Origin of the sequence: Ochrobactrum sp. BTU2 (assembly GCF_024539785.1) — a bacterium.
GTDB classification, from domain to species: domain Bacteria; phylum Pseudomonadota; class Alphaproteobacteria; order Rhizobiales; family Rhizobiaceae; genus Brucella; species Brucella anthropi.
The window spans coordinates 31776-43483 of the sequence record NZ_JAHWRG010000007.1 but is presented as its reverse complement, the minus strand read 5'-3'; the positions used below and the strand labels follow the sequence as shown (position 1 = coordinate 43483).

The window sequence follows — 11708 nt, the reverse complement described above, 5'->3', positions numbered from 1 at the left end:
GTATGCTTCGACGTTTAACAATTGTCTGCCTGATGATCGCTGGCTTTGCCGCAGTTGCCAGCATTTTCGCTGACCAGAGGTACAACCTCTACCGGGATCAACCGGTAATCGGACCTGTCGCCGCGTTCACCCAGAAGCCTGTCGGAGAGCGGCCATGAAAAAAACCCGGACCATCGCCGCAATCGCCCTTCGGGTTTTCTTTTTCACCGCCATTTTCACCGGTCCGGCAGCCACCTTCGCCTACACGCAGATTGGCCAGCATTCCCAGATGAGCGGCGTCGGCCTCGTACTTTATGTAAGCCTGCAGCGCGCCGCATAAACTGGGTCATGTAACGGTCATCGGTTTTGCTATACTAGTGTCCTGATTCTGAAATTTGCATTAGGAATGATATCAAGCGAGATGCAAATTTCAGAATCAAAAGGACACTAGCAGCTTGGTTTCCTAGTGTCGTTTCGATCTCGAAGTTCGCTTACGACTACGATATCGAAACACAGGCGAACTTCGAGATCACGACACTAGGCCATGACACAGCGAATCGAACATCCATTTTTGACCGAGATCAAAACACCTCCGACTGTTGACCCGGAGGTTTTCAACGACGCCGGTGCGGCGGTTGCCGCCCTGCAAAAACTATATGATCGCAATACCGCCTTCCTGCGCGATGCGTTCGAGAAGGTTGCGCGCGGCGAAATTCCACCGCAGCGTTACCGCGCTTATTATCCCGAGATCTGTCTATCCACATCCAGCTTCGCTCATGTGGATTCACGGCTGGCCTATGGCCATGTCTCGACGCCAGGTGATTATTCCGCAAACATCACGCGGCCCGACTTGTTCGATCATTATCTGAACGAGCAGATTCGCCTCCTGATGCGCAATCACGGTGTGACCGTGACCGTGAAGGAATCGTCGACGCCGATCCCGATCCATTTTGCCTTCAAGGAAGGCACCTATGTCGAGGCTTCCGTCGCCAACGCCTTCACGCATCCGCTGCGTGATCTGTTCGATGTACCCGATCTGGCGGCGACCGACGACAAGATCGTCAATGCCGATTTCGAGCCCGCCCCCGGCGAACCGATGCCGCTTGCACCATTCACTGCCCAGCGCGTCGATTATTCACTGCATCGGCTGGCGCACTACACGGCGACAAGCCCGGCGCATTTCCAGAACTTCGTGCTGTTCACAAACTACCAGTTTTATATGGACGAGTTCTGCGCCTATGCGCGCGAATTGATGGCAGAAGGCGGCGGCGGTTATGAACAGTTCGTTGAACCGGGCAATCTGATTACGCGCGCGGGCGAGACCGAACCAAGCAGTGGCAGCCCTCTGCCCCGACTGCCGCAGATGCCAGCTTATCACCTGCAACGGGGCGACCATTCGGGCATCACGATGGTCAATATTGGCGTGGGACCGTCCAACGCCAAGACCATAACCGACCATATTGCGGTGCTTCGCCCCCACGCCTGGTTGATGCTTGGTCATTGCGCTGGCCTTCGCAACAGCCAACAGCTTGGCGATTACGTTTTGGCACACGCCTATATGCGTGAGGATCATGTTCTCGATGACGATCTGCCCGTCTGGGTGCCATTGCCGGCACTTGCGGAAATTCAGGTTGCGCTGGAAGAAGCCGTCGAGGAAATCACCGGTCTCGAGGGATATGACTTGAAACAGATTATGCGCACCGGCACGGTCGCGACCATCGATAATCGCAACTGGGAACTGCGCGACCAGCGCGGCCCGGTCCAGCGTCTTTCGCAGGCGCGTGCTGTCGCACTTGATATGGAGTCAGCGACAATTGCGGCCAATGGTTTCCGTTTCCGTGTGCCTTACGGCACCCTGCTCTGTGTTTCCGACAAACCGCTGCACGGCGAACTGAAACTGCCGGGCATGGCGACCGAATTCTACAAGCGGCAGGTGGCGCAGCATCTGCGCATCGGCATCCGCGCGATGGAAAAAATCGCGGCCATGCCGGATGAGCGGCTGCATTCCCGCAAGCTTCGCAGCTTCTACGAGACGGCTTTCCAGTGACACTAGGGGAATAGGGTAGTAAGGCAGTAGGGCCATATGTTGGTTAGCAACATATGATGCTCTTAGCATACTGCCTTATTTCCCAACTTCCCAATTGCCTTCACCTCCATCATCGCGCCGTATTCGATAGCTAGAGGCATTTCATGTCGAAAAGCCGTGAGAACCTTTCATTCCTGTTGCTGCTGGCTGCTGTCGCGTTGTCGGTTCCGCTCGTGCTGGGATTTCTTGGAGCGGTGCACCCGGCTCTCGATTCCTTTTCGCATTTTCGAGCTCATCTGTCCGTCCTGCTGGCAGTGCTGACCATTCCCTTGCTTTTCACCAAGATGCGGCGTGAGGCGGCGATGCTGCTACTCTTTGCCGTCATGGCTCTAAGCACGACTGTTGGTGCTGCACGCGATTTCCTGAGCGGCTCCACCGGCGCCCATGCGCAGGAACAAGGCGGCGCACGCTACCGTCTCGTCCAGATCAATTTGCGCGAAGACAATCCCGAACCGAAACGCATTCTCCAGATGATCGCGCGGGAGAAGCCGGACGTCATCACCTATGAGGAGGCGAGCGACCAATGGACCAAGTGGCTCACCATTCTCCAAGGCTCCTATCCCTACCATCTCAATTGTGCTGATGATCCCAACACATGGGGCGTGGGCATCCTTTCGAAGCGGCCTTTCAGCGAAGATGCACAGACGGCCTGTGTCGGCGATGGTTTGCTCGCAATTGCGCCGATCAATTTCGGCGGAACGACCGTGCATGTCGCAGCACTGCACTTTTCATGGCCATGGCCGCGCTGGCAGCCCTATCAACTCCGCTACATCGAACCAGAACTGCAGAAGCTGAAAGGCCCTCTGGTCGTCGCCGGTGACTTCAATGCAGCGCCGTGGAGCAATGCCGTTCGCCGCGTCGAACGTGCCTCAGGCACCCGCCATATGACCGGTATTGGCGGCACGTGGATGACGCACCTACTGCCTGTTAAGCTCGCTCCTTATATCGGCCTGCCGATTGATCAGATACTCGTAAGCCCTGAAATCGGAGGGGCGGAGGTTTCGGCTCGCGAAGATGCCGGCTCCGATCATCTGCCAGTGCGGCTCGATTTTTCCGTTCCACCACCCGTTCGGCCAGATGAAGAAGAACCGGAAACCCAGTCCGTCATGCTGCAATAAAAAAGGCGGTCCCAGACCGCCTTTTTCTCGTGTCATCACGTAAACATTACATGTTCACGTAAACAGGTCCCTCACCACCTTGTGGCGGAACCCAGTTGATATTCTGGTTCGGGTCCTTGATGTCGCAAGTCTTGCAGTGCACGCAGTTCTGAGCGTTGATGACAAACCGCACATCCTTTGCCTGCGGATCAGCTGCGGAGTTGCCGTCGGCATCCACCCATTCATAAACACCCGCAGGGCAGTAACGCGTCGACGGACCAGCGAAGACGTCGTGTTCGGAAGTCTGCTGCAATTTCATGTCGCGAACCTGAAGATGCACAGGCTCGTTCTCGTCATGGTTCGTGTTCGACAGGAACACCGACGACAGACGATCAAAGGTCAGAACGCCATCCGGCTTCGGATAATCGATCTTCGCGTGTTTTGCAGCCGGCTCAAGCGACTGCGCATCGGTCTTGCCATGCTTCAGCGTTCCAAAGATGGAGAAACCGAAAAGCTGGTTGGTCCACATATCGAGACCACCGAGCGCCACGCCGGCAATCGTGCCGAACTTCGACCACAGCGGCTTGACGTTGCGCACCCGCTTCAAATCCGTGCCGATCAGGCTTGAACGCCAATTGCTCTCGATCTCGACCGGCTCGTCATTGGCGCGGCCTGCGGCAATTGCCTCGGCGATCTTGTCGGCAGCGAGAATGCCAGAAAGAACCGCATTGTGGCTGCCCTTGATGCGCGGCACGTTGACCAGACCAGCCGAGCAGCCGATGAGCGCTCCACCGGGGAACGACAGCTTTGGCACCGACTGGAAGCCACCTTCGGTAATCGCACGTGCGCCATAGGAAAGACGCTTGCCACCCTCGAAGACGTCCTTGATGGCCGGATGCGTCTTGAAACGCTGGAACTCTTCAAACGGCGACAGGTACGGGTTCTTGTAGTTGAGATGCAACACGAAGCCGACCGCAACCATATTGTCTTCCAGATGATAAAGGAACGAGCCGCCGCCCGTCTTCATGTCGAGCGGCCAGCCGAAGGAGTGCTGGACCAAACCCGGCTTGTGCCTGGAAGGATCAACCTGCCATAGTTCCTTGAGGCCAATACCGTATTTCGCCGGTTCACGGCCTTCGTCGAGCTTGAACTTGGTGATCAGCTGCTTGGCAAGCGAACCGCGCGCGCCTTCGCCGACCAGCGTATATTTGCCGAGCAGCGCCATGCCGCGCGTGTAGTTCGGACCATGCGTTCCGTCGCGCTCGACGCCCATATCGCCAGTGGCGACACCGATGACCGCGCCCTCGTCATTGTAGAGCACTTCGGTTGCTGCAAAGCCCGGATAGATTTCTACGCCAAGTTCTTCGGCTTTGGTGCCGAGCCAGCGGCAGACATTGCCCAGAGACACAATGTAATTGCCATGATTGCTCATCAGAGGCGGCATCGCGAAATTCGGCAGGCGCACTGAACCTGCGGGCCCCAGCACGAGGAAATGATCGGCAGTAACCGGCGTCTTGAAAGGGTGCCCCTCTTCTTCGCGCCAGCCCGGCAGGAGCTGGTCGATACCCACCGGATCAACGACAGCGCCGGAAAGAATATGCGCGCCGACTTCCCCGCCCTTTTCGAGGACGACGACGGACAGCTCGGGATTCGCCTGCTTCAAACGGATTGCCGCAGCAAGGCCCGCAGGGCCTGCGCCGACGATCACAACGTCGAATTCCATGCTCTCGCGTTCGGGAAGCTCCTGGTTCGCATATTCTGGGGCTTCAGACATTCATCCCTCCGTCCGGTGTAACATCGTCTTCTCACTAAGGTAGCCCAGACGACGCATCCAATTGTTTTTGTGCATGATCTAATCGCGAATACCCATGAACCGACTGCCCGTCAGCACTGGCGGTACGAAAAGATCGCCGTTTCCCCGTATTCTGCCTTACCCTGTCGCAGAGTTGGAGACTGTCGCAAATGCGTCCAATTGTCCAAAACAGGCATCCTACGTCCTCAAATTGATTTACCTTAACGTAAACGTCAAATTCATTCCATTCAAGAAGCCGCGATGAAGATTTGTTTGTGATGGTAGAAGAAGCATGTCCTCATGTCATGTCAGGACCATGTTCGCACCTTGCCTGGTTATATGCGCATCAAACAGGGTATGAACTGTCACTAACAGGCCAAACGAACCCTAAATCCAAACCGGGCTCTTGCATTCACCTGCAAAATTCGCCACCTCAGAGGTGAGGTAGATAATGGCTGATAATCGCGAAACGCTGGATATTGAAGGTTTGCTCCGCTTCTATGCGGAGGCAGGCATTGACATGCCGCTTTCCGAAACGCCGATAGACCGGTTTGCAGAGCCTCAACGCCCTGCCTCTTCGCAGCCAACCGCGCAGATGCCGAATTCACCTGAGCGCGCCCGGCAGCAACAACCGCGCCCAGCGCCGGCACCCGCCCCCACCAGCAAGCCTGTGCAAGCCGCAGCCGACCTTCCCGATACGGCGCAGATTGCGCTCGCACGCGAAGCGGCGGCACAGGCTTCAACGCTGGAAGAATTGCGGGAGAAGCTTGCGGCATTCGACGGCTGCAACCTGAAATTCACGGCGAAGAACCTTTGTTTCGCCGATGGTGATCCGTCATCCGACATCATGTTCATCGGTGAAGCGCCCGGACGGGATGAGGATATGGAAGGATTGCCGTTTGTCGGAAAATCCGGACAGCTTCTCAATCGCATGATCGAATCCATCGGCCTGAAGCGAGAAAGCGTCTACATCGCCAACACGATCCCGTGGCGTCCGCCCGGCAACCGCACGCCGACACCGCTTGAGACGGAACTTTGTCGGCCATTCATCGAACGACAGATCGAGCTTGCCTCACCGAAAGTTCTGGTTGCCCTGGGCGGTCCTGCGGGCAAGGCCCTCACCGGCGCGACGGAAGGCATCCTTCGCCTGCGCGGCAACTGGAAAATTCATCATACGCCCAACGGCCTCGAAATTCCTGTCATGCCGACCCTGCACCCGGCCTATCTTCTACGAACGCCGGCACAAAAGCGTTTTGCATGGCGCGATTTTCTGGCTGTGAAGCTGAAATTGGCCGAATTGATGAGTTGAAATCTTTTTAGTTCAGTGGCATCGGCAGGCGACGCAGGCGGCATTGTCACCAACATGCCGCAAACTTGTTCTATTTCGCCGCTTGCCAAACCGCCTTTCGGCGACAAGTAGCCCTAAATTCAGTTTCCCCATGGGATTTCACTGTGGAGTTTTTCATGGCTGGCCAGCTCCTGCCCATAGCCGCTTTGCTTGCAAGCACCTTTCTGATGCTGCTCGCCGGTGGCCTCGCGGGTATTCTTCTGCCCCTGCGGGGCGGCATGGAAGGCTGGTCGACCACGACCATCGGCTGGATGGGTACGAGCTATTCCCTCGCCTTCACGATCGGCTGCATTGTGGTGCCGCATCTGGTGCGGCGCGTCGGGCATGTTCGCGTCTTCTCTTCGCTTGCGACGTTGCTTTCGATGGCGCTGCTTTTCCACGCACTGGTCGTCAATCCTGTCGCATGGATGATCTTCCGTGGCGTTGCGGGCTTTTCGCTCGCAGGCAGCTATATGATTATTGAAAGCTGGCTGAACGAGCGCGTAACCAATGAATCGCGCGGTCGCATCTTTTCGATCTATATGATCATCACTATGCTCGGCCTGCTCTGCGGGCAGTACATCCTGCCGTTCGGCGATGCGGGAACGCAGACGCTCTTCATCATTTGTGCCATCATCTATGCAAGCGCACTCCTTCCAACCGCCCTTTCAAGCGCGCAGTCACCCAATCCGCTGACGCAGGTTTCGCTCGATTTGAAGGGACTTTATCGACGGTCACCTGCTGCGGCTGTTGGCTCGCTGATTGCAGGTATCGTTGCGGGCACCTGGAACTTCCTCGCCGCGATTTACGGTGAGATGAATGGCCTCTCCACCTTCGGCATCGCCACAATGCTTGCCTGCGCCATGATCGGTGGCGCTATCTTCCAGTACCCGCTCGGACGAGGATCGGACTTTGTCGATCGTCGCTATGTCATGGTGATCGCCGGTGTCATCGGCTTTGCTTTGTCGATGGTGATGGTGCTGTTCCATCCCACCTCGCCCTATGCGCTTTACGCGATGATGTTTCTGTTCGGTTCGGTGATTTATCCGATCTACAGCCTCAACGTCGCTCACGCCAATGACTACGCAGATGCCAGCGAATTCGTGAAGGTCTCCGGCGGGTTGCTGATTATTTACGGCGTGGGCAGTGTCATCGGGCCTGCCCTTTCCGGCCCGTTGATGGATCTGATTGGCGCATCGGGCTTCTTCGTAACCATGGCCATCGCCTACGGCTTATACGGCCTGCATGCCTTTTGGCGCATCCGTCGCTTCGAGCGCCCGGCGATCAGCGACCAGAAGACCGAGTACAAATTCCATACGCCGGACGGCCAGTCCACGCCGGAGACCATGCAGCTCGATCCCCGTGCAGAAGGCACACCCGGTCAAAGCTGAATTCATTGCGTCTGCGGTGCGTTGACTTTGTGGGGCGCAATCGAAAGCTTGTGCTCGCGGTAAATGATGAAACCGCCTGCCGCCATGACGATGGCACTACCGGCCAGCATTTCGAAGGTCGGAATATCGCCGAACAGCAGAAAGCCGATGGCTAGTCCCAGCAGCATCGACGTGTATTCGAAGGGCGCGATCGTCGACATCGGCGCATGGCGATAGCACTCGGTCAGAAGAATCTGGCCGACGCCCCCGGCAAAACCAGCACCGACCAGCATGGCAAGCTGCGACCAGTTCGGCACGATCCAGCCAAAAGGAAAGCTCACCAAGGAAATGACGCTCGCGGATATGGAAAAGTAGATCACGATGGTCGAGGTGCGTTCCGTCTGCACGAGGCGACGTACAAGCATCATCGCCACCGCAGACAAGATAGCCGCACCAAGAGCGGCGAACGCACCCATGGCCTCGTCATGCCCCATACTACCGCCGGAAAAAACCGTCAGCCGCGGCCAGATGATAACCATCACGCCACCAAGCCCGATGAGAACCGCGCTCCAGCGATAAAACCGCACGACTTCATGCAGGATGACCGCGCCAAGAATGACGGTAATCAGTGGTGAAGCGTAGTTGATCGCGATTGCTTCGGGCAGCGGCAGCTTGGTGAGAGCGAAAAAGCTCATCGACATGGAACAGACACCCACCAGTCCGCGCCAGAAATGGCTGAAACCGTTCTGGGTGCGGAACACGCCAGAAAGCTGCCCGCGCCACCCCAGATAGAGCAATATAGCGAAGATTGCGAAGAACGACCGGAAGAAGATCAACTGTCCGACAGGCACGCCTTCAGCCGCCTTCAACAAGGTGGACATGGCGACAAAAACGGCAACAGAAGCGATTTTGAGACCGATGCCGAGCATCGGGTTGGTTTCAAGATGGGCAGCCTCGACAGGCGCGCTCGCATGAGCGTTCACAACGCAATTCCTTAAAAACACAAAGCGCAGGTTCGCCCAAAATATTCGAGCGCCTGTTTTCTTATTCCTGTTTGTGAGACAGCACCAGTAGCACAAAGGTCCCGCTGAAAATTATTTGGCAAAGCGCCTGTCGTTTGTTTGTCGCATTATCCGACGCATCGAAGCGGGAATAGAAATCAATCCAGTGAACTGATTTCCCCGCGCAGACGCTTCGCAGTTTTGCTGGAAATGCTCCGGTCATAAAAGGCCAGTTGGTTGTTCTGGAATTGAGTTTCCCTTGGCGACAATTTTAGGTACGAATCCAACATCGTGAGTTCAATGAGAGTTCAGGGAGAGAGTTTCGCTATGCGTACTGAAACCGGCCAGACATTCCGTCTCGAAGATTATCGTCCGACCCCATACGCCATACCCGAGACGAAACTGGACTTCTCCCTGGAACCGGAAAAAACCATCGTCCGTGCGACCCTCACGATTGAGCGTCGCGATGGCACTGCAGCTGGTACGCCATTGATTCTCGATGGTGACGAACTGAAACTTGTCAGCATCGCCATCGACGGGAAGCAGCTCACCGACAACAGCTATATCGCAACGCCCGATCAGCTCGAAATCAGCGACCTGCCAGAAGGCAAGCGCTTCACGCTTGAAGTCGTGACGGAAATCAATCCGACCACCAACCGCCAGCTATCCGGCCTCTATCGTTCAAGCGGCGTCTATTGCACGCAGTGCGAGGCAGAAGGCTTCCGCCGCATTACCTATTATTATGATCGCCCGGATGTTCTGTCAGTCTATACCGTGCGGGTTGACGCTAACGAACAAGCCGCTCCTATTCTTCTGTCCAACGGCAATCCGGTCGAGAGCGGATCGGTCGAAGGCACGCCGGACCGGCATTTCGCCATCTGGCATGACCCGCACCCAAAACCATCTTATCTCTTCGCGCTCGTTGCCGGATCGCTCGGCGTCGTGAAGGATCACTTCACCACGAAGTCAGGACAACCGGTCGATCTGGCGATCTATGTCGAGCATGGCAAGGAAGGCCGCGCACTCTACGCGATGGATGCATTGAAACGCTCCATGCGCTGGGATGAGGAGAAGTTTGGTCGCGAATATGATCTCGACGTCTTCAACATCGTTGCCGTTTCCGATTTCAACATGGGCGCGATGGAGAACAAGGGGCTCAACGTCTTCAACGACAAATATGTGCTGGCCGACCCTGAAACCGCTACCGACGTTGACTATGCGGGCATCGAGGCGGTGATTGCACATGAATACTTCCACAACTGGACCGGCAACCGCATCACCTGCCGCGACTGGTTCCAGCTCTGCCTCAAGGAAGGCCTGACGGTCTATCGCGATCACGAATTCTCCGCCGATGAGCGCTCGCGCCCGGTTAAGCGCATCGCCGAAGTGAAAATTCTCAAGGCGCAGCAATTCCCGGAAGATGCCGGGCCACTCGCCCATCCGGTACGCCCGCGCGAATATCGCGAGATCAACAATTTCTATACGGCGACCGTCTATGAAAAAGGTTCGGAAGTCGTGCGCATGATCCGCACAATCATTGGGCCTGAGCTATTCCGCAAGGGCATGGACCTCTATTTCGAGCGCCATGACGGGGAAGCCGCAACAATCGAGGATTTCATCAAGGTCTTCGCCGATGTTTCCGGTCAGGACTTTTCACAGTTTGCGCTCTGGTACGATCAGGCCGGAACCCCGAAGGTGGAAGCTGCTTTCTCCTACGATGCTGCGAAGGAAACCTTCTCGATTGAACTGGCACAGTCGCTGGCGGCAACGCCCGGACAATCGGTCAAGAAACCGATGCATATCCCGATCACCTACGGTCTTATTGGGTCAGACGGCGAGGATATGGTTCCAACATCCGTCGAAGGTGGGGACGTGCGCGGCGACGTCATTCATCTGCATCGTCCGTCCGAAACGATCGTCTTTCATGGCATCAAGGAACGCTCTGTTCCGTCGCTGTTGCGCGGGTTCTCGGCTCCCGTAAACCTGTCGGCGCCCCTATCGGACGATGATCGTGCATTCCTGGCCCTGAACGACAGCGATCCGGTCGCCCGCTGGCAGGCATTGACCGGAATTTTCAACCAGGCTCTGCTTGAAGGCGCCAAGCGTATCCGCGGTGGTCATGCACCGGCAGTTGACGATAAAATCATCGAACTTGCCGGAAACGTTGCTTCCGACGAAACGCTTGATCCAGCCTTCCGCGCGCTCTGCCTCACGCTGCCGAGCGAAAGCGATATCGCGCGCGAAATGGGCAGCAATGTCGATCCGGATGCGATTCTCGCCAGCCGAAACCATTTCGTGGACGCCATTGCCGCCCGTTATGCTGGCGATTTCACCACGCTCTACGATGCCCTGAAACAGGACGGCGCCTTCTCGCCAGATGCAGGCGCGGCAGGCAAACGTGCCTTGCGGAACGTGCTGCTCGATTATCTGAGCCGTCACGAGAAAAGCCAGAAACGGGCCACCAGCCAGTTCGCCAATGCGGATAATATGACCGACCGCTTCGCGGCACTGGCCGTGCTGGTACACCGCTTTGGTGATACGAACGAGGCAAAGGACGCACTGGCAAGTTTCGAACGCCAGTTTGGTAAGGATGGTCTTGTGATGGACAAGTGGTTCAGTGTGCAGGCGAGCCGTCCCGGCGACGAAGCCTTGCAGGCCGTGCACGATCTTACGAAACACGCCCTCTTCTCGCTCGACAATCCAAACCGCGTCCGCTCGGTGATTGGTTCGTTCTCGGCATCCAATCCAACCGGCTTCAACCGCAAGGATGGTGCGGCCTACGAGTTCTTTGCAGATACGATCCTGTCCATCGATCCGGAAAATCCACAGCTTGCCGCACGGCTTCTGACGGCGCTTCGCTCCTGGCGTTCGCTTGAAGATACCCGCCGCGAACATGCAAGGGCAGCGCTGGCGCGTATTTCGGGCGCGGGCAAACTGTCTACCGACCTGCGCGATATCGTGGACCGCACTCTCGCCTGATTCGCGACCTATCCTGATCGTTGTGATGATTTGCTCGCTCCGACTGCTTAACCGGCAATCGGAACGAGCCTTTTCAT

The 11708-nt window shown here is 56.7% G+C and carries 8 protein-coding genes; 6 read left to right on the top strand and 2 right to left on the bottom strand.

Translation table 11 applies throughout. From position 1 onward, the window contains the following. The first annotated feature begins 154 nt into the window (after window positions 1-154). The 3 genes from KWJ32_RS19830 to KWJ32_RS19820 all read left to right on the top strand — a co-directional run bounded on the left by KWJ32_RS19830 (window position 155) and on the right by KWJ32_RS19820 (window position 3183). Entirely contained in the window at window positions 155-319 is a 165-nt protein-coding gene (locus KWJ32_RS19830; protein WP_167387075.1) for a hypothetical protein, read from the top strand. Between the two features lie 204 nt (window positions 320-523). Next, on the top strand, window positions 524-2026 hold the full coding sequence (locus KWJ32_RS19825) for an AMP nucleosidase (protein ID WP_040129540.1): 1503 nt from the start codon (window positions 524-526) through the stop codon (window positions 2024-2026). Window positions 2027-2169: 143 nt separating this feature from the next. Next, window positions 2170-3183: an endonuclease/exonuclease/phosphatase family protein gene (locus KWJ32_RS19820; protein ID WP_012092431.1), complete on the top strand. Its 1014-nt coding sequence runs from the start codon at window positions 2170-2172 to the stop codon at window positions 3181-3183. 46 nt (window positions 3184-3229) lie between these two features. Here the strand turns inward: KWJ32_RS19820 and KWJ32_RS19815 are convergent, their stop codons facing one another. Further along, complete coding sequence (locus KWJ32_RS19815; RefSeq protein ID WP_036585810.1) at window positions 3230-4936, bottom strand: electron transfer flavoprotein-ubiquinone oxidoreductase; 1707 nt, start codon at window positions 4934-4936, stop codon at window positions 3230-3232. A 469-nt stretch (window positions 4937-5405) separates the two neighbouring features. On the opposite strand from KWJ32_RS19815, the gene KWJ32_RS19810 reads away from it, so the two are divergent. Together KWJ32_RS19810 and KWJ32_RS19805 are read left to right on the top strand one after the other, a co-directional pair. Continuing rightward, window positions 5406-6263: a uracil-DNA glycosylase gene (locus KWJ32_RS19810; RefSeq protein WP_094513285.1), complete on the top strand. Its 858-nt coding sequence runs from the start codon at window positions 5406-5408 to the stop codon at window positions 6261-6263. Between the two features lie 155 nt (window positions 6264-6418). Next, entirely contained in the window at window positions 6419-7672 is a 1254-nt protein-coding gene (locus KWJ32_RS19805) for an MFS transporter (RefSeq protein WP_010661607.1), read from the top strand. 2 nt (window positions 7673-7674) lie between these two features. On the opposite strand, the gene KWJ32_RS19800 is transcribed toward KWJ32_RS19805, so the two are convergent. Further along, window positions 7675-8634 (bottom strand): DMT family transporter, encoded by a 960-nt coding sequence (locus tag KWJ32_RS19800; protein WP_012092434.1) that lies wholly within the window; start codon window positions 8632-8634, stop codon window positions 7675-7677. A 345-nt stretch (window positions 8635-8979) separates the two neighbouring features. Here KWJ32_RS19800 and pepN point away from each other — a divergent pair, with 345 nt between their 5' ends. Further along, complete coding sequence (gene pepN, locus KWJ32_RS19795; RefSeq protein ID WP_151615918.1) at window positions 8980-11631, top strand: aminopeptidase N; 2652 nt, start codon at window positions 8980-8982, stop codon at window positions 11629-11631. Window positions 11632-11708 lie beyond the last annotated feature (77 nt).

What these genes read in the sequence shown, in the direction of transcription:
- KWJ32_RS19830 (WP_167387075.1), top strand. Translation starts at nt 155, where the DNA reads ATGAAAAAAACCCGGACCATCGCCGCAATCGCCCTTCGGGTTTTCTTT.
- KWJ32_RS19805 (WP_010661607.1), top strand. Translation starts at nt 6,419, where the DNA reads ATGGCTGGCCAGCTCCTGCCCATAGCCGCTTTGCTTGCAAGCACCTTT.
- KWJ32_RS19825 (WP_040129540.1), top strand. Translation starts at nt 524, where the DNA reads ATGACACAGCGAATCGAACATCCATTTTTGACCGAGATCAAAACACCT.
- pepN (WP_151615918.1), top strand. Translation starts at nt 8,980, where the DNA reads ATGCGTACTGAAACCGGCCAGACATTCCGTCTCGAAGATTATCGTCCG.
- KWJ32_RS19815 (WP_036585810.1), bottom strand. Translation starts at nt 4,936, where the DNA reads ATGTCTGAAGCCCCAGAATATGCGAACCAGGAGCTTCCCGAACGCGAG.
- KWJ32_RS19820 (WP_012092431.1), top strand. Translation starts at nt 2,170, where the DNA reads ATGTCGAAAAGCCGTGAGAACCTTTCATTCCTGTTGCTGCTGGCTGCT.
- KWJ32_RS19810 (WP_094513285.1), top strand. Translation starts at nt 5,406, where the DNA reads ATGGCTGATAATCGCGAAACGCTGGATATTGAAGGTTTGCTCCGCTTC.